This window comes from Streptomyces sp. NPDC055103, from assembly GCF_053607625.1.
Window position 1 is genome coordinate 29,057 of record NZ_JBSGTX010000005.1, and the last position, 18,183, is coordinate 47,239.

At 74.1% G+C, this 18,183-nt stretch carries 15 protein-coding genes; 1 reads left to right on the forward strand and 14 read right to left on the reverse strand.

Annotated features, from left to right (window positions below; translation table 11 throughout):
* Nucleotides 1-7: 7 nt before the first annotated feature.
* The 9 genes from ACWFR1_RS05145 to ACWFR1_RS05185 form a co-directional block, all read right to left on the reverse strand.
* Nucleotides 8-565: a Pycsar system effector family protein gene (locus ACWFR1_RS05145; protein ID WP_453546627.1), complete on the reverse strand. Its 558-nt coding sequence runs from the start codon at nt 563-565 to the stop codon at nt 8-10.
* A complete protein-coding gene (locus ACWFR1_RS05150) occupies nt 562-2,406 on the reverse strand; it encodes a hypothetical protein (RefSeq protein ID WP_453546629.1) in 1,845 nt (614 codons plus the stop codon). Before ACWFR1_RS05150 ends, ACWFR1_RS05145 begins: the two co-directional genes overlap by 4 nt.
* Entirely contained in the window at nt 2,403-4,823 is a 2,421-nt protein-coding gene (locus ACWFR1_RS05155; protein ID WP_453546631.1) for an nSTAND3 domain-containing NTPase, read from the reverse strand. Before ACWFR1_RS05155 ends, ACWFR1_RS05150 begins: the two co-directional genes overlap by 4 nt.
* On the reverse strand, nt 4,820-5,731 hold the full coding sequence (locus ACWFR1_RS05160; protein WP_453546633.1) for a hypothetical protein: 912 nt from the start codon (nt 5,729-5,731) through the stop codon (nt 4,820-4,822). Before ACWFR1_RS05160 ends, ACWFR1_RS05155 begins: the two co-directional genes overlap by 4 nt.
* A 90-nt stretch (nt 5,732-5,821) precedes the next feature.
* Nucleotides 5,822-6,547 carry a Crp/Fnr family transcriptional regulator gene (locus ACWFR1_RS05165; protein WP_453546636.1) on the reverse strand — a complete coding sequence of 242 codons (726 nt, stop codon included), beginning with the start codon at nt 6,545-6,547 and terminating at the stop codon, nt 5,822-5,824.
* A gap of 295 nt (nt 6,548-6,842) precedes the next feature.
* Complete coding sequence (locus ACWFR1_RS05170) at nt 6,843-9,395, reverse strand: polynucleotide kinase-phosphatase (RefSeq protein ID WP_453546638.1); 2,553 nt, start codon at nt 9,393-9,395, stop codon at nt 6,843-6,845.
* On the reverse strand, nt 9,392-10,882 hold the full coding sequence (locus tag ACWFR1_RS05175; RefSeq protein WP_453546640.1) for a 3' terminal RNA ribose 2'-O-methyltransferase Hen1: 1,491 nt from the start codon (nt 10,880-10,882) through the stop codon (nt 9,392-9,394). Before ACWFR1_RS05175 ends, ACWFR1_RS05170 begins: the two co-directional genes overlap by 4 nt.
* A 90-nt stretch (nt 10,883-10,972) precedes the next feature.
* Nucleotides 10,973-11,896, reverse strand: coding sequence for a homocysteine S-methyltransferase (mmuM, locus tag ACWFR1_RS05180; RefSeq protein ID WP_453546642.1), 924 nt, complete (start codon nt 11,894-11,896; stop codon nt 10,973-10,975).
* 58 nt (nt 11,897-11,954) lie between these two features.
* The gene (locus tag ACWFR1_RS05185) at nt 11,955-12,878 is read right to left on the reverse strand and encodes an LLM class F420-dependent oxidoreductase (protein ID WP_453546644.1); all 924 of its coding nucleotides are present in this window, start codon (nt 12,876-12,878) and stop codon (nt 11,955-11,957) included.
* Nucleotides 12,879-13,126: 248 nt separating this feature from the next.
* Between ACWFR1_RS05185 and ACWFR1_RS05190 the strand changes: the two genes are divergently transcribed.
* Nucleotides 13,127-13,420, forward strand: coding sequence for a hypothetical protein (locus tag ACWFR1_RS05190; protein WP_453546646.1), 294 nt, complete (start codon nt 13,127-13,129; stop codon nt 13,418-13,420).
* 275 nt (nt 13,421-13,695) lie between these two features.
* Here ACWFR1_RS05190 and ACWFR1_RS05195 read toward each other — a convergent pair whose 3' ends face one another.
* The 5 genes from ACWFR1_RS05195 to ACWFR1_RS05215 all read right to left on the reverse strand — a co-directional run bounded on the left by ACWFR1_RS05195 (nt 13,696) and on the right by ACWFR1_RS05215 (nt 18,173).
* Entirely contained in the window at nt 13,696-14,181 is a 486-nt protein-coding gene (locus ACWFR1_RS05195) for a DUF6099 family protein (protein WP_453546648.1), read from the reverse strand.
* Nucleotides 14,182-14,307: 126 nt separating this feature from the next.
* Complete coding sequence (locus ACWFR1_RS05200; RefSeq protein WP_453546885.1) at nt 14,308-14,685, reverse strand: nucleotide pyrophosphohydrolase; 378 nt, start codon at nt 14,683-14,685, stop codon at nt 14,308-14,310.
* Nucleotides 14,686-14,885: 200 nt separating this feature from the next.
* Entirely contained in the window at nt 14,886-16,295 is a 1,410-nt protein-coding gene (locus ACWFR1_RS05205; protein WP_453546650.1) for an ATP-binding protein, read from the reverse strand.
* Between the two features lie 55 nt (nt 16,296-16,350).
* Entirely contained in the window at nt 16,351-16,782 is a 432-nt protein-coding gene (locus ACWFR1_RS05210; RefSeq protein ID WP_453546652.1) for a cell division protein SepF, read from the reverse strand.
* Between the two features lie 188 nt (nt 16,783-16,970).
* Entirely contained in the window at nt 16,971-18,173 is a 1,203-nt protein-coding gene (locus ACWFR1_RS05215) for an aminotransferase-like domain-containing protein (protein WP_453546654.1), read from the reverse strand.
* Between the last annotated feature and the right edge of the window lie 10 nt (nt 18,174-18,183).

An 18,183-nucleotide genomic window follows, 5' to 3' on the forward strand; every position in this document is an offset into this window, starting at 1 on the left:
GTCACTCTCACCACAGTTCGCTGAGGAGGGCCAGGAGGGCGCCGAGCGCGAGCGCGCACACGCCCAGGCGCAGCCACCGGTACTTCGCCGCGAGCACGAGCCCGTGCACGCTGGCCTGTTCGAGGAGCCAGCCGGTGGCGTCGGCGCCGGGCGGGGCGAGCCGCTCGCGCAGTTCGCCCTCGGACCGCCCGGCCGCCAGGTCGCGAAGCAGCGTGCGGTCCGCCCCTATCCGCGTGCGGGGCAGGACCACCGACACGAGCATCAGGACGCCCGCGGTCCACAGCGCACCCGCCACGAGCAGGAGGGCGAGCCCGGCACCGGCCGTGGGCATCGGGCCGCGGTCTCCGGAGAACACGACCGCGAGGAAGGCGAGGGCGCCGGAGAGCAGGATCGCGGCCTTGGTGTCGGCCCGCCCGATGTCCTCACGGACGGTGGAGAGCAGCCGCTCGGCCATGAACCGCAGCTCTTCGGGCGCCACAGGGGCGGGGGTCGGGGTGGGGGCGGGACCGGGGCCGGGGACGGGGCCGGCATGCGGCGGAGACGCGGCCGGGTCCGGGGTCGTCACTCGTCCTCCCAGTCGTCGAACGCCTCGCTGGGGCGGCCGGGGCGCGTGGGCCCCGGTCCGGAGACCGTCCCCGACCGGTCGGCGCGCTCGCGGTCGTACGGATCGTCGCGGTCGAACCGGTCGAACGGGTCGTACGAGTCGTCCCGCTCGTACCGGCCACGCTCACCGCCCCGCCGGCCCTGCCCCCGGTCCCCGTACCCGTACTCGTCCCTGTGCCTGTCCCGGTCCCCGTCGCGGTGCTCCTCCCGCCTCCTGCCCTCGCCCCTGGCCCTGCCCCTGCCCCGCTCGCGCTCGCGCTCCCGGTCGGAGCCGGACTCGACGCGCGTCGGCTCGTAGACCCTCCGGACGGGCGGGGCGTCACCGCGCTCCCGGGGCTCCCCGCGATTCCGGCTGTCCCCGTGCTCCCCGAGCTCGTCGCCCCAGTCGGGTCGTATCGGCTCCGGGGTGCCCTCCTCCAGGGCGCGCCGCGCCCGCGAACCACCTTCTCCGCCCGAGGGGTTGAGTACGTGGTCGGTGATGCCGCCGACGACGTTGCCGGTCTGGGTCCGCAGGTACATGAGCACCTGGTACATCTGCTCGCCGATGTCGTGCCGTTCCAGGACCCCGGTGTCCAGGAGGCGGTTGAAGACGGCCAGGTAGTCCTCCTGGCCCTCGCGCCGCTCCCGCTGGAGCTGCATGCGCATCTCCCACTGCTTGTCCGGGTGCGTCGCCATGTGGTGGGCGATCTGGGCCAGGTCGCCGCGCTGGAAGAGGGCTTCGATCTCGCGGGCCCGTTCGGCGATCCGTGCCCGGTCGGCCGCGTCCTTGCGGCGCTCCGCCTCGGCCTCGCGCGCGTCCGCCTCCATGGTCACGCTGATCCGGTCACGCCGGTGGACCTCGGCCTTCACCAGGTCGTCGAGGTCGATGAAGACATGGACCCGGGTCTTCAGCCCGATGTCCCGGCCGAGGCTGAGACGGCCGGCGTCCAGCTCGTCCCGCACCGCCTCGTCGGCGCGCTGCGCCTCGGTGATCCGGAACCTCCGGGACAGCCTACGCAGTCCGTCGAGCAGCTCGTCGTGCAGCAACTCGGCGACGTCCTCGACCTGTTCCTGGACGACGAGGTGCGGATCGGTCACCACCCACTGGACCCTGGCGACGGCCTCGAAGAAGACGCCGTCCCCGGCGGCGGGCAGCTGGAGCCGGAACTCCGTCACGTTTCTGCCGAGTTGGACCTCGAAGACGGTGTACGGGGAGCCGATCAGCGGCTTGTTCACGTCCTCGTTGCGGTCCGGCCAGACCACCCGGTGACCGCCGTTGCGGTAGAGGAGCACGGCGGCGACCCGGCCGCTCCGGCGACGGTACGGGGGCGCGTACTCGCCGAGGAGCGGTCCGCGCGGGCGCCCTGAGGCCGCCGGGCCCCGCCGCTCGCCCGCCCGGCCCTCGCCCCGCGCCCCACCTCCCACCCCGCCCCGCGACCCGTCCCGCGCCGCTTCCCGTCCCCCGTTCCGTTCCCGGCTCTCCGGCACCCTTGCACCCTCCTGCCCCTGTCCGCGCTCCGGTTCGCGCTCCCGACCCGGAAGCCGATCCCGATCCTCGCCCCGGCCCCGATCGCGGTCCTGGTCGCGATCCCGGTCGCGGTCCTGGTCGCCCCGGCCTCCGTTGCGCGCCTCGCCCGGTGCGTCGTACCGCTGCCGTTCGCGTTCGTACCGCTGCTGCCGTTCCCTGTCGTCCCGCGCACGCCCGGGCGCGTCCTCGTACCGCTGCCGCGCCCGCCCGTCCGGAGCCCTTCCGTCCGGCGTCCGCTCGTCCCATCGCGCCCGCTCGTCCGGTCGCGCGCCCCCGTCCCGCTCGGGCCCGGTCATCGGTTGACTCCTTCCGTCACGGCGTCCCACATGCGCCGCGCCGCGCCTCTGTCCAGGGGCCTGTCGCGGTCCCGGACCAGCTCGTTCAGCAGGCCTCTGAGGCGATCGCGGTCACGACGGTCCACGGCCAGGAGCGGCAGGAAGCGGCACACATGACCCAGCGCCTCCTCGTCCTTCGCGGCCCGCCGGAGCATGCCTCCGAGGGCCTCCAGCGCCACCTCGCCGGAGCGTGCCGTGGCGAGCGTGTGCCGCAGCAGCCGGGCCAGTTCGGGCGCGAGCCCTGGGCGGGTGGCGAGCAGGGCGACGAGCAGCGGGCGGGCCGCGTGCGGGTCGAGCTCGGGCACGTCCCGCAGGCCCCACAAGTGAGTGGTCCGGGTGCTCAGCGCGCGGATGAGGGCGAGATGGGTCAGGTTCGCGAGGCTGAGCCGGCCGTCGTCGAGCCACTGGTCGAAGCGCCGCAGCACGGGCTCGGGCTCCCCCGAGGCGAGCAGCCGGGCCGCGCTGAAGGCCGCGGGTCCGAGGACGTCACCGTCGGACGCCTCGTGGACCCGGACGACCCGGGCGAGCGCGTCGAGCGAGCGGGGCACGTCGCCGGCGGCGAGCACGTAGCCGTGGGCCAGCAGGGCGGTCCCGACGAGACCGGAGTCCTCCGACACGGCCCAGTCCTTGAGCACGGCGGCGACGGCCGGCCGGATGCGGGCGTCCCGGGCGGACTCGGCGAGCGCGGTCGCGGCGGCCAGGCGGGCCACGGGCGCGTCCGTCACGGCGAGGGGCGTGATCAGCTCACTGAATCCGTGGATCCAGTCCCAGGAGCAGAGCACGCCCGCGGCGATCGAGGCCCGCACCCACACCTCGGGTCGCGGGTCGTCGCACAGGGAGCGCAGCCAACGTGCCACCGGGCCCCGGACGTTGTGGTAGCCGTGCCAGATCTCGCCGAGTACGGCTCCGGCCAGTGCCTCGCCCTGGAAGCGGACGGCCCGCACCGGCACCTTCGCCGGGCCGAGGTCCAGTTGCCCGTCCTCCAGGACGGCCCGCGCCTGCACCGGCCGGTGCTCGGCGTGCGTGCTGAACAGGCGTCGCCCTGGGGCGTGTTCGGGGTCAAGAGTGACGGCGAGCTCCCAGGCGAGGAGTTCGGCGGCCTCGGCGGCGAGACTGTAGGCCGAGCCGTCGAAGACCGCGACGGCGATACGGAACGCTCCCGCGTTCAGGACGGGGAGCGCCTCGGGCAGCGTGCCGGGGCGGTCGGCGCCGGCGAACCACTCGCGGGCCTGTGACGTCACGAACGAGGCGCAGTCGGCGAGGAGTTGCTCCTCCGTCACCTCCCCGCGCCAGTGACGGGCGAGATGGTCGGCGAGCCGGGCGGCCTCGCGCGGGCGCAGCTCCTCCAGGCCGAGGGCCGTGACGACGTCGGAACGGCCGGCGAGCGCCCGCGCCGCGTCGAGGGCCTCGGCGGGCTCGGCCCGCAGCAGGTCCCGCAGATGGCGCCCAAGGACCTCGTCGGCCGGCGGCGGCGGACAGTACGTCCCGTACCGCCCGCGCAGCAGCCTGTCGGCGAGCTCGCCGTTCTCGACGAGGACGATCCCGTACGCGTCGACCCCGCGCAGCAGCTCCGCGAAGCGGTCCAGGTGCAGTTCGGAGAGGCGGGCGGCGGGGCGGCGCGCGGCGGTGCCGTCGCCGCCCGGGCCGGAGCGGGAGTTCCGTGGCTCGCTCTCCGTGCGCATGTCCTCGGTGAGCAACTCCATCAGGTGGCCGCCGCCCTCCTGGAGGGCCTCTTCCGTGATCTCGTCGACGCCGTGGCGCGGGTCGAGCCGGAAGACCTTGTCGTCGGCGAGCTCGCCGAGGAGGGCGAGCGCGGTGGCCTTGCGGCCGCTGCCCGGCTCGCCGCAGAGGACGAGGACGCGATGCTCACTGAGCCGCCGCTTCATCCGCTGGTATCCGGCGGTCTCGCAGTACACCCGGCCGAGATGGTCGAGCGTCTCGGGCGGGACGGGGCCCCGGACGAAGTGGGCGGCGCGGTCGGAGGCGTACAGCGAGAAGAACTGGTTGCCCTCGTAGACGGTGCCGTCGCCCTGGATGCTGGTGTGGCGGTCACCCGCCATGCTCGCCCAGGTCCGGACGGCGCGCCGCGCCGTGGCGGCGCCGCCCGTGTCGCCCTCGCCGCCGAGGGGGCCGCCGCCCGCGGACGCGAAGACGCTGGGCTCGCGCGGCTGGTCCCCCGGGCCGTCCCCCCGGTCGGACGCGCCCTGCCGGTCGCCTTCCCGGTCCCCGCGCCCCGCACCCCGGTCCGGCCCCCGCTCCCCGCGCCCAGCACCCCGGTCCGGCCCCCGCTCCCCGCCGCGCTCCCCGCCCCGGTCGTCTCCGCCGCGGCCCGCGTCCAGGGGTTCGTTCGAGGAGGCACCGTCGTCGTGGTCGCTCACTCCGACTCACCCGCCCCCTGGCCGCCCCGGTCCCCTCGGCCGGCCCGCTCCCCCCGGTCCCCCGGGTCCTTGCGGATGCCGGTGAAGGGGCCGTGGATCGTGTTGTGGTGGATGTCGAGCAGATCTCCACCGACGTTGTACGTGCGGTTCCCGCCCCCGGTTCGGGGCGTTGGGCCGTCCCCCCGCGACGGCCCGACGCCGGCTCCCGAACCCACCTCCGGCACACCCCGCGCCGCGGGCGTCGCCGCCCCGTCCTCCCCCTCGGGCCCGATCAGCGGCGGCGCGGTCCGGCGCGGGACGTGGAACCAGGCGGCCTCGTCGGTCTCCTTGGACCGGATCCGGGCCCGCCGGTAGTGGTCCGGCTCCACGTACCGCCCGCCCTCGGCGACCACGTTCCCGTACAGCCAGTCGGAGACCACGACGAGCAGGTCGACCTCGGGGGCCTCCGCCATGATCCGCTTGGCCGTGGGGCTGTCGCAGAGCCGTGCGGCGAGGTCCACCGCCCGCCCGACGAGGCCGTACCGGTCCTGGACCACGAGCCCGGCGTTCATGCCGATCCGCAGGCGCAGCCGCCGGTTCCGGCCCGTGTTGTGGGCGCGGAGGCTCTCGTACAGGGTGTCGATCCACCGTCCGACCATGAGCCTCGGCGGCATGTCGGGGCGCAGTGCGGCGAGGATGCCGTCCCCCCGGTCCTCCTGGTGGAAGGTGCCGGGCTCGACACCGACGGAGGCGTAGGCCTCGTCGAACGCCGCGTACATCGCCGCGCGGTGCAGCTCCTTCTCGGCCATGTCCAGGGTGCCGGACCCGCAGATGTCGCCGAGGACGACGAACCGGTGGATCCCGCCCGAGGCGGCCTCCCGGCCGGAACTCGCCTCACCGTGCGCCCCGTTCACTCCCGCGCTGCTCACTCGGACCCCCTGTCGGATGCCGTGGTGCCGTTGGTGCCGTGGTGGTGCGCTTCCAGGCTGGCCGTGTTCCGCGACCGGCGATGTAGCCGTTTACACATCCGGCGGAGATTCGTCCGCCTGTTCCGCGTGGGGGCGCGCACGCCCCTCGGCGAGCAGGACGAGGACCCGCATGTCGATGACGATGACGGTGCGGTTCGCGGTCCGGACGACGTCCTGCTCCCGCAGCAGGCGCAGCGCCTTGGCCACCGCCTCCCGGGTGGCTCCGATGGCCGCTGCCAAGTCGTGCTGAGGCAGCGGTAGTTCGAGTACGGTCCCGCTGTCGGCCTGCCGGCCCGCGCGCTCCGCCAGTTCGACGAGACGGGCCGCGAGGCGCTGGAGGACGGTCTCGGAGGCGAGCGCGCGGCGTTCGACGTCGGCACTGCGCAACCGGGTGGCGAGCTGGCGCATGATCAGCGAGGTGGCGTGCGGTCGGGCGGCGAGGAAGTGCCGGAAGCGGTCGCCCGAGACGGCCACCGCCTCGACCGCTCCGAGCGCGGTGACGGTGGCGCTGCGCGGGCGCAGGTCGACGGCGGCGAGGTCGCCGACGACCTCTCCGGCCCCGCGCAGGGCGAGGATGAGCCGGGAGCCGCGCTCGGTGCCGACGGAGACGACGGACCAGCCGGAGAGCAGCACGAGGACGTAGGCGCTGGTGTCGTGTTCACGGATCATCACCTCCCCCGGCTCGTAGGTGCGGCGGGCACCCTCGGCGATCAGGGAGCGGCGGTCGGCCGCCGGGAGGGCGTGGAGGAAGGAGCGGTCCTGGCCGAAGAGACTCATCACCCGTTCACCCCCGTGCCCTCCGGCGGCCCTCGGGGAAGGCCGCCCACCGGTGGTCGTCCGGTGCCTCTCGTGTGTGCGTTCGCGCCTCATGTGGCTTGCCTCGCCACATTGTTGACGCTGCGTCACCTCTCGGGGTGAAGAACGCTAGAGGTGCGGAACGGCGGCGTCAACGAGCACGGGGGGCGCAGGGGAGCGCCACTGTCGGCGCCCCTGCGCCCCCCGCCGGAGCAGCACGGACGAGCAGGACGGATACCTCACGGAACCGGAGAACCGCCGGCCCCGGCACCCCGGTTCAGAGCCTCGGGTCGACCGGCTCCGACTCCAGGGCGAGGACCGCGAAGACGGCCTCGTGGACCCGCCAGAGCGGTTCCCCCTCCGCGAGCCGGTCCAGCGCCTCCAGGCCGAGCGCGTACTCGCGCAGCGCCAGCGACCTCTTGTGGCCGAGGGAGCGCTGCCGCAGCCGCTCCAGGTTCTCCGGACGGGTGTACTCCGGACCGTAGATGATCCGCAGGTACTCCCGGCCGCGCACCTTCACACCGGGCTGCCCGAGCCGCCCCTTGGCGTCGCGGACGAGCGCCGCCAGCGGCTTGACGACCATGCCCTCGCCGCCGGCTCCGGTCAGCTCCAGCCACCAGTCGGTGCCCGCGCGGACCGAGGCCTCGTCGCGGGTGTCGACGACGAGCCTGCGGGTGACCTGGAGCAGCCCGGTCGGGTCGTGCTCGACCAGGCGGTCGAGCCAGGCCAGCTGCTCGTCGTGCGGGACGGCGGCCAACGAGCGACCGCGCGCCGCGAGGAGCTGGAAGGGCGCGAACCGCACGCCCTCCAGGCCCTCGGTCGGCCAGCAGTACCTGCGGTACGCCTCGGTGAACGCGGCCGCGTCCACCTTCCGCTCCCGCTGCTTGGCGAGGAGCCCGTCGAGCCCCTCGACCCCGCGCGCCACCGCCCGCTCCAGGGAGGCGATCGCCCCGGGGAGGACGGCGCCGGAGGCGGCGCCGACCGCCGCGTACTGCGAGCGCAGCAGCCCGGCCGACTTCAGCGACCACGGCATCAGCTCGCCGTCGAGCAGCAGCCAGTCGCCCGCGCCGGAGGCGCTGTCCGACGCGGCGAGCTCGTCCCACAGGCCGGCGGCGCCGATCGCGGTCCGCAGCCGGTCGAGGACCTGCTCGGTGACGGCCTGGTCGCCGAAGAACGGGCGTCCGGTACGGGTGTAAAGGGCGCCGGTCACGCCGCTGACACCGAAGCGCTCGCGCGCCGCCTCCTCGTCCCGGCAGACCAGGGCCACGGCCCGGGAGCCCATGTGCTTCTCCTCGCACACGACCCGCTCGACGCCGTCCGCCCGGTACTGCGCGAAGGCCTCGGCCGGGTGCTCCAGATATCCCTCGGCGCGCGAGGTGGCGGTCGGGGCCATCGTCGGCGGCAGGTAGGCGAGCAGGCGCGGGTCGACGGCGAAGCGGCTCATGACCTCCAGGGCCGCCGCCGCGTTCTCCTCGCGCACGGCGACGTTCCCGAGCTGCCGGGTCTCCACGATCCGCCGGCCGTGCACGTCGGCCAGGTCGAGGGGGCGTCCCTCGTGCCCGCCGGGCGCCTCGGTCGCGAGCGGCCTGGCCGGCTCGTACCAGACCCGCTCGGCCGGTACGTCGACGATCTCGCGCTCCGGCCAGCGCAGCGCGGTCATCTTCCCGCCGAAGACGGCCCCGGTGTCGAGGCAGATGGTGTTGTTGATCCAGGAGGTGTTCGGTACGGGTGTGTGGCCGTAGACGACGGCGGCCCGGCCCCGGTAGTCCTCGGCCCACGGGTAGCGCACCGGCAGCCCGAACTCGTCGGTCTCCCCGGTGGTGTCCCCGTACAGCGCGTGCGAGCGCACCCGGCCGGAGTTGCGGAGGTGGTACTTCTCCGGCAGCCCGGCGTGGCAGACGACGAGGGCGCCGCCGTCGAGGACGTAGTGGCTGACGAGCCCCTCGATGAACTCCGCGACTCTCGCCCGGAACTCCTCGCTCTCGCCCTCCAGCTGCTCGATCGTCTCGGCGAGCCCGTGCGTCTGCTGGACCTTCTTCCCCTTCAGCCAGCGGCCGAGCTTGTTCTCGTGGTTGCCGGGGACGCACAGGGCGTCGCCCGAGGCGACCATGACCATGACGCGCCGCAGGACGCCCGGCGAGTCGGGGCCCCGGTCGACGAGGTCGCCGACGAAGACGGCCGTACGCCCCTCGGGGTGGTGGCCGTCCACATAGCCGAGCTTGGCGAGCAGGGTGTCGAGCTCGGAGCGGCAGCCGTGGATGTCGCCGATGATGTCGAAGGGGCCGGTGAGGTGGCGCAGGTCGTTGAAGCGGCGCTCCAGGACGATCCCGGCCTCCTCCACCTCCTCGACGGAACGCAGGACGTGGACCTTGCGGAAGCCCTCGCGCTCCAGTCCGCGCAGCGAGCGGCGCAGCTCGCGGCGGTGGCGCTGGATGACGTGCGCGGGCATGTCCGCCCGGTCGGGACGGCCGGCGTTCCGGCTGCGGCAGACGTCCTCCGGCAGGTCGAGGACGATCGCGATCGGGAGCACGTCGTGGGACCTGGCCAGCTGGACGAGCTGGCGCCTGGGCTCCTGCTGCACGTTCGTGGCGTCGACGACGGTCAGCCGTCCCGCCGCAAGGCGCTTGCCGACGATGTAGTGCAGGACGTCGAAGGCGTCCTTGCTCGCGGACTGGTCGTTCTCGTCGTCGGCGACGAGCCCCCGGCAGAAGTCGGAGGAGACGATCTCGGTCGGCTTGAAGTGCCGCCGGGCGAAGGTGGACTTGCCGGAGCCGGTGGCGCCGACGAGCACCACGAGGGACAGGTCGGTGACGGGCAGGGTGCGGGTCATGCCGTGACCTCCTTCAAGGTCTCGTCGGTCGCGGTCTCGGTCGCGGTCTCGGTACGGGTGAAGACGGCCATCTGTGTGGGCGGCCCGACCTCGGGGTCGTCAGGTCCGACGGGAACGAACTCGACGCCGTACCCGTGCTGTCCCGCGACTCCGGCCGCCCAGCCCCGGAACTCCTCCCGGGTCCATTCGAAGCGGTGGTCGCCGTGCCGGACGTGTCCGGCCGGCAGGGACTCCCAGCGCACGTTGTACTCGACGTTCGGCGTGGTCACGAGCACCGTACGGGGCCGGGCCGCGCCGAACACCGCGTACTCCAGCGCCGGCAGCCTCGGCAGGTCCAGGTGCTCGATCACCTCGCTGAGCACGGCCGCGTCGTAGCCGGCGAGCCGCTTGTCGGTGTACGCGAGCGAGCTCTGGAGCAGCGTGACCCGGGCGGCCTGCCGCTCCCCCATCCGGTCGAGCCGCAACCGGCGCGCGGCGACGGTCAGCGCCCGCACGGACACGTCGACGCCCACGACCTCCGCGAAGCGCACGTCCTTGAGCAGTGCCTGCACCAGCTGGCCCTGCCCACAGCCCAGGTCGAGCACGCGGCTCGCTCCGGCGGTGTGCAGCGCGGCGAGGATCGCCTCCCTGCGCTGCTCGGCGAGCGGCACGGGCCGCTCCTCCGTGTCGCTGGACTCGTCGACGGCGTTGTCGACGTCCTCGACGTCGAGCCCCTCGGCCTCGGCGAGCCGCACCAGTTCGAGCCGGTCCGTGGCCTCCTTGGTCAGGCCCCAGCGGCGAGCGAGGTAGCGCGCGGTGATCAGCTTCCGCTCCGGGTGCCCGGCGAGCCAGCCGTCCCCGGCGCGCAGCAGCTTGTCGACCTCGTCGGGCGCGACCCAGTAGTGCTTGGCGTCGTCGAGGACGGGCAGCAGGACGTACAGCTGGTTGAGCGCGTCGGCGAGCCGCAGCTCGCCTTCGAGCACCAGCCGCACGTACCGGGAGTCGCCCCACTCGGGGAACTCCCCGTCCAGCGCGACCGGTTCGGCCTCCACCGTGTCCCAGCCCAGCGGCCCGAAGAGGGCGCGCACGAGCTCGGCGCCGCCCCGGGCGGGGAGCGCGGGGACCTCGATCCGCAGCGGCAGCGGAGCGGCGGCCCGCTCGGGCATCGCCTGGCACACACCGTGCAGCGCGGTCTTGAAGACCTTCGCGAGCGCCACGGCCAGCAGCGAGGACGCCGCGTAGGGCCGGTCGTTCACGTACTGCGCGAGCGCGGCGTCGGGGGCGCCGCCCCTGCCCTTGCCCTTGCCGCGGCGCACCAGCGCCACGGGGTCCACCTCCAGGAGGAGTGCCGCGGTGCACCGCTCGGCGCTCGCCTCGGGGTAGAGGACGTGCGCGGTGCCGTGCGAGGTCGAGAACGCCTGCGCCCGCTCGGGATGCTTGTGCAGCAGAAATCCGAGATCGGTCGCGGGTCGCTCCGGGTTGCCGGTCGTACTGATTGTCAGGAACACACGCCCGAGTATGAGCGCCGCCTGCCCACCCCACCAGGCATTTTCCGCGCGCCCAGCGCCCCGGGCCCACCCCGCTGCCGCCGCCTCCGACTACGTCGTCGGCTTGCGCGCCCCGGCGGCGAGGCCCGCGGCCAGAGCACCGATCGCCGACGGACCGACGCGGCAGCAACCACCGATCAGACGGGCACCGGCCCCCGCCCAGGCGGCGGCCAGGGACGGGTCGAACGTGCCGTCGCCGCGCCAGCCCCTGGCTCCGGCGTCCCACCGCTCCCCGCTGTTCGGGTAGACCACGGCCGGTTTGCCGGTCACGGCGACGGCGAGCTCCACTGCCGCCCCCGCCTCCTCCAGGTCGCAGCAGTTCACCCCGACCGCGACGACCTGGTCGTTCCCGGCGGCGACCGCGAAGGCCTCCGCCGGCTCCTGCCCGGCCCTGGTCCGCCCGCCCTCGACGGTGTACGAGAGCCACACGGGCACCCCGCACCCCTCGACCGCCCGCAGCAGCGCCTCCGCCTCGTCCACGTCCGGCACCGTCTCCAGGGCCAGGACGTCGGGCGCGGCCGCGGCGAGCGCCTCGATCCGGGGCCGGTGGAACCGTTCGAGCTCCCGCACGGACAGCTCGTACCGTCCCCGGTACTCGCTCCCGTCCGCGAGCATCGCGCCGTACGGCCCGACGGACGCGGCGACCCAGACCTCCTCCCCGACCCGCTCCGCCGCCGCCCTGGCCAGCTCCACGCTCCGCGCGAGGAGCCGCTCGGTCTCCGCCCGGCTCACGCCCCGCCGGCCGAAGCCCTCGAAGGTGGCCTGGTAGGAGGCGGTGGTCACCACCCGGGCACCGGCCCGTACGTATACCGCGTGCGCCGCCTCGATCTGCTCGGGCCCGTCGGCGAGGAGCCGCGCGGACCAGAGCGCGTCCGAGAGGTCGCAGCCCTGCGCCTCCAGCTGGTTGGACAGCCCGCCGTCAAGGACGAGTGGCCCCTCCCGGAAGGCCTCGGCGAGCGCACGGCCCGGCTTCATCGGCTCACCCCGCTCACCCCGCTCATCCCGCTCACCCCGCTCATCCCGCTCATCCCGCTCACCCCAGCTGTGACTGGACCCGCGCGGAGATCAGCTCCAGGTGGTCCAGGTCGTCCAGGTCGAGGACCTGGAGGTAGACCCGTGAGGAGCCGATCGCCGCGTACCGCCAGAGCTTGTCGACGACCTCGGCGGGCGAACCCGCGAGACCGTTCGCCTTGAGCTCGTCCACGTCCCGCCCGATGGCGGCGGCCCTGCGGGCCACCTCCGCGTCGTCCTTGCCGACACAGACGACCAGCGCGTTCGAGTACACGAGGTCGCCGGCCGGCCGGCCCATCGCCTCCGCCGCCGCCCGGACCCGTCCGAACTGCCGCTCGCTGTCCTCCAACGAGGCGAAGGGGATGTTGAACTCGTCCGCGTACCGCGCGGCGAGCCTCGGTGTGCGGCTCGCACCGTGCCCGCCGATCAGCACCGGGATCCTGTCCTGGGCGGGCTTCGGCAGCGCGGGCGAGTCGGTGAGCCGGTAGTACTCCCCCTCGTAGGAGAAGGTCTTGCCGAGCTCGGTCTCCCACAGGCCGGTGACGATCGCCAGCTGCTCCTCCAGCCTGCCGAACTTCTCCTTCGGGAACGGAATGCCGTAGGCCTTGTGCTCCTCCTCGAACCAGCCCGCGCCGAGCCCCAGTTCGACCCGGCCGCCGGACATCCGGTCGACCTGGGCGACCTGGATGGCGAGGACCCCCGGAAGCCGGAACGTACCGGCGGTCATCAGCGTGCCGAGACGGATCCGCTTCGTCTCCCTGGCCAGACCGGCCAGGGTGATCCAGGCGTCCGTCGGGCCGGGAAGGCCATCGGACGAACCCATGCTGAGGTAGTGGTCCGAGCGGAAGAAGGCGTCGAATCCGAGCTCCTCGGTGGCCCGCGCCACCGCGAGGAGGGTGTCGTAGTCGGCCCCCTGCTGGGGTTCCGTGAAGATGCGAAGATCCATGCCTCCATCCTGCACCGTCGGGTGCGTGTCAACCTCTCCGTCAGCTCGCCGGCGGCTCCGGCCCTGTCGGGTGAATATCCGGCCCCGTGGCGGGCCGCGTCCGCCCTGGCCAGTGACCGTGGCCGGGGACCCGTCGTTGGCTCGGGCGGAGCCGGACCGCCCGGCCCGCGTGCCGGCGGCCGCTGCCGGTGCGTCGCTCTCTCTCGTGCCCCGCCCACGGCGGCGGGGTCCGGGCCGAGGAGGCCGCCATGTCCCAGGAAGCCGCGCCGGAGCGGGCCGTGCCCGAGCAGTCCGCGCCGCAGTCCGTGCCCGCACAGAAGGACGCCGGCGCCCCCAAAGGGCTGCTCCAGCAGATGGAGGAGCTGATGGCGGCGCTCTCCGCCGACCTCTCCCAGCTCGACGCGGACATCCAGTCCACGGCCGACCGCCTGGACCCGGAGCCCACACCGCCGCGCACCGAGAACCGCGAGGCCACAGGCCGCCGCGAGGCCACTGACCGCCAGGTGGACACTGACCGCCAGGTGGACACCGACCATCGCTAGGGCGCCGGCCGGCACGAGGGCGCCGACCTTCGCGAAGGCACCGGCCGCCAGGTAGGCGTCGACCTCCGCGAAGGCGCCGGCCCGCACAAGGGCGACGACCGCCGCGAGCCCACCGGTCGCGACTCCGAAAGCCGCCCGGCCCCGGCGAGGCGCGGCCGCTCTCCTAGCTCCACCGCGGCCTCCCGACCGCCCCGACCGCCCCGACCGCCCCGACCGATTACAGATCGCCGTCCGCCGTCCGCGCCGGCCGGCGTCCGCCGTTCACGTTTCACCCTTCACACCGGACCCGGCCCGGGGCCCGCCCGGCCTCGGGCGGGGTCGGGTGGACGGGCCCGCTCCCTGTCGCGGACCGCGAGCCGTCGCAGCATCCCGCCCACCCGGTCGTTCGACTCGTCGACCGCGTCGATGGCCTCGATGCACTGCCAGTAGAGCCCCTCCTCGTCGGTGGCACAGGCCACCCCGACGAGCGCGATCCCCACCTCCCCGAGCAGCGCCCCGAGCGCGGTCAACGCCACGACCGGGTCACCCACCTCGGTCAACTGCGCCGCACGCGGCCCACCCGTCCCCCACGTCGGGTACTCCCCGATCTCGCTCAGCCCCCGCGCCTCGCCGCGCAGCTCCAGCGGCCCGCAGAGCGCGAGATGACTCCCTATCGCCTGGGCGAGGGCCTGAGCCTGCCAGGCCTCCGCCACGATGTCCTGTGCCGTTCCGCTCCCCGCCAGCGCGTGCCGCCCGGCCGCGATGAGCCTCTCCGCTTCCATCAACGCCGCCCCCGTTCGTACGACTTACCGCCCACTCATTCCACTACCCAGAGTGAGGCCGCCTGAGCCCCAACACCAGGGGAATTCGGAAATCTGTGGACAGTAGGCTCGATGGGGAAAAGTCGATCACTCCGAAGAGTGACGATCTCCTGGAGTGCCCGCGTCAGCGGCCCCGTCAGCGTCCCCTCCTTCCCTCCTCCGGACGGGGAATCGGACCTCGTTCCTGTCGATCTTCGCCGCGAGCGCCACCAGGGGATCGACCCCGAGCACCTCGCAGAACTGGAGCAGATAGGCGAGGACGTCGGCGACCTCGTCCGCGACACGGTGTGCCGACTCGGGGTCGTCCATCACGCGTTCTGCCTGGTCAGGGGTCAACCACTGGAAGATTTCGAGGAGTTCGGACGCCTCCACGCTAAGCGCCGCGGCCAGGTTCTTGGGCGTGTGGAACGGCTGCCAGTCGCGGGCGGCGGCGAACTGGGCGAGCCTGCGCTGGAGCGACGCCACGTCTTGAACCGCCGCATCGCCGCTCGCCGCGCCCCCACGTTCTACGTCCCCACGCTCCACGTCCACGCGCTGGACGTCCCCACGCTCCACGTCCTCACCCTCCACGCCCCCACGCTCCGCGTCCCCACGCCCCATGCCCTTGTCCACCGTCTCGCTCCTGGCGCCTGCCACCGTCTCGCCGCCGGCCGTCTCGTTCTCCGTCACACGCCCAGGTCTACCACCGTCACCCCCGGCGTCCGCCGCGCCTCCCGCGCCCCCAGCTCCCCGACCGCCCCCGCGACCCGGATGTGCCCGTCGTTCGCGATGCCCACGGCAAGGCCGAGCAGCTCGTGCACCTGGCGTCCGTCGAGCCCCCGGTCCAGGCCGTCGGCGAGGAGGGTCAGGCTCTGCATGGCATCCGGCACCTCGGCGATCCGGTCCATCGCGAGCACGCCGGGCCCGGTGAGGAGGGTGAGCGCCAGTGCCAGATAGCGCAGTTCCCCGTCGGCGAGGCGGCCGAGCGGAGTCGCGGGCCGGCCGCCCCGTTCGAGCACCGCGCGGACGGTGCCGTCCGGGAGTTCCCGCACGCCGAGACCGGTGACAGGCCCGGCGCAGCCGGCGCCCGCCACGGCCGCGAGGCGTTGGTGCCTGCGCGGGCAGTCCGTGTGAGTGCGGTGCAGGACCTCGGCGAGGTTGGCGCAGTCGCGGAGCAGCCGCCCTTCGCCGGGGAGGACGGGAGCCCGCATCCCTTCGGGCCGGGGGTCGCAGGGGAAGGCGGAGCGCAGCCCGATGACGAGCTGCTCGGCTGCGGCCAGGACCTCCAGCTGTCCGGGGGTCTTGCCCGCGACCCGCAGCGGCAGCAGGGCCGTACCGAGGAGGTCGTCGGGGAGCGGTGCCCGGGTGACGGGGGTGGCGCCGGCCGTGTGCCACTCGGCCTGGACGGTGCTGCGGCCGGGGTCGCGCAGGGCGGTGGCCAGCAGGGTGCGGCCGCGGCCGGTGAGGCGCTCGCCGACGATGCGGAGCCGGGGTTCGGCCTGGACGGCGAGGTCGAGGTGGACCGGGCCGGCCGGCCCGTCGACCGTGCAACCGATCCGGAAGCCGCGGCGGCCCTGGGCGTCGGGCCGGGCGCGCTCGGGGACGCAGTCGGCGGCGTCGGGGAACACCTCGTCGAGGGAGTCGCCCGCGCCGAGCCGGGCGAGCGCCTCGTACGCGCGGAGCATGGTGGACTTGCCGCTTCCGCTGGGCCCGGCGAAGAGGGTGACGGGCCCGAGCGCGTGGACGGCGCCGCGATGCCCGGCGAACGCGGACAGGCGCAACTCGGTGACGACCGGGCGAGCAGCCCTTCGCCCGACCCCGAAACCGACCCCGAGACCGACTCCGACCCCGGCTTCGACGCCGACGCCGACGCCGACCCCGACTCCAACCCCGGCCCCAGCCCCGGCTTCGACACCGACGCCTGCACCGACTCCAGCCCCGACTCGGGGCCCAGCTCCCTCCCCAGCCGCCGGTCTGCCACCGGGTACGGCCGCGGGAACCGTCCCCGCTCGCCCGGCAAGCGCGCTGGAGGCAGGGGCGTCGGAGGGCTGGGTGTGGGGGGTGCGGGCGAGCGTGCTGCCGCCGGTGAGGTCCATGCCCGGACCGTACGCAGGCCGTTCTCTGACGAACCGTTACGTCCAGATGACCTTCCTACGAACGGGGGACGCCGGCGGCCCTGCCGCCCACGACCTCCTCCCCGTCCTCGCCCTCCGCGCCCTCGACCTCCGTACCGGCCGGGGCAAGAAGGAAAACGTTCCGGTCGACGCGGTGCATCCCGCTGCCGAGGCCGAAGACGACCCCGCTGCTGAAGTCGAGGATGCGCTTGGCGACATCGGTGTCGGCGCTCGTCAGATCGAGGAGGACCGGGATCTGGGCGATGAGGTACTCGGCGACCTCACGGGCGTCGGCGAACACCTGGACCCGCAGCACGATCATGCGGCGCTGCTCGGCGGACTCGTACTGCTCGGGGATCGTGCGGTGGTCGACCCTGGACGGCCATTCGTCACGGCCGCGCAGGGGCACGACCTGGGCGAGGCCCTCCCACTGCTCGTCGGTGACGTCGTACCTCTCGTACCTACTCATGGGCACATCCTCCCGCTCCTCACCCGTTCGGCCCAACAACGACACGAGGTCATGACCAGGCAGCAAGCAGTACTCGGCGGCGACCACGGGCATTCGGCGCCGGGCACCGCCGTTCGGCACCGGGCGGCACCGCCATTCGGCGCCCGTCAGCGCCACTCGGCGCCCGTCAGGCGAAGGTCAGGCGAAGGTCAGGCGAAGGTCTTCGCCAGTCGGCGCAGGCCTTCCCTGATCTCCTCGGCCGAGTGCGTGGTGAACGACAGCCGCATCGCGCCCGCTTCCGGCTCCCCGCAGAAGAACGGCGCTCCCGGTACGTACGCGACCTCGTGGCCGACGGCGGTCTTGAGGAGCGCCGTCGCGTCGTGGCCCTCGGGGAGGCGAGCCCAGATGAACATGCCGCCGTCCGGCCGGTTCCAGCGGCTGCCCTCGGGGAGCGCGGCCGGCAGGCCTTCGAGCATGGCGTCCCTGCGCTCCCGGTACGCGTCCCGCATCCCCGCGACGTGCGCGTCGAGGTCGCTGTCACGCAGATAGCGCGCGGCCGCGGCCTGGTCGATGGAGGAGGTGTGCAGGTCGGCGGCCTGCTTCGTGATCACACAGGCGCGGCGCAGACCGGCGGGGGCGCGCAGGAAGCCGAGCCGGAGCCCGGGGGCCATCACCTTGGAGAAGGAGCCGAGGAGGACGGTCCGGTCGGCGGCCGCGGGATCGGCGGCGATCCAGGGGACGCGCTCGCCGTCGTAGCGGAGTTCGCCGTACGGGTCGTCCTCGACGATCCAGAACCCGTGCCGCGCGGCGGCGTCCGCGACGGCGGCACGCCGGTCGGCGGGCAGCGTGCGGCCGGTGGGGTTCTGGAAGGTGGGGACGAGGTAGAGGAGGGTGGCCTTCTCGCGCGCCACGATCTCCTCCAGCGCGGCGGGGATGACGCCCTGGTCGTCGGTGGGCACGGGGACGATCCGGGCGCCGGCGAAGGCGAAGGTCTGGAGGGCCGCGAGGTAGCAGGGGTCCTCGACGAGCACCACGCCACCCGGTTCGACGAGGGCCGTCGTGAGGAGGGTGAGGGCCTGCTGCGAGCCGGTGGTGACCAGCAGGTCGTCGGGGTCCGTGGGCAGGTCGCGCGCCGTGAGCCGGCCGGCGATCGCGGTACGCAGCTCCGGGTCGCCCTCGGTGGTCGAGTACTGGAGCGCCTGCTGCGGGTTCTCGGCCAGAACGCGGTCGTACGCCGCCCGGATTCCCGCGACGTCGAACAGCTCGGGCGCGGGCAGGCCTCCGGCGAAGGAGATCACCTCGGGGCGCGCGGTGAGCGCCAGGATCTCCCGTACCGGCGACGACGCGACGCCCGCCAGGCGCGAGGCGGTGGCGGGAACAGGCGCGGAGGAGCTGGACGCGGAGGAAAACATGCCATCAGCA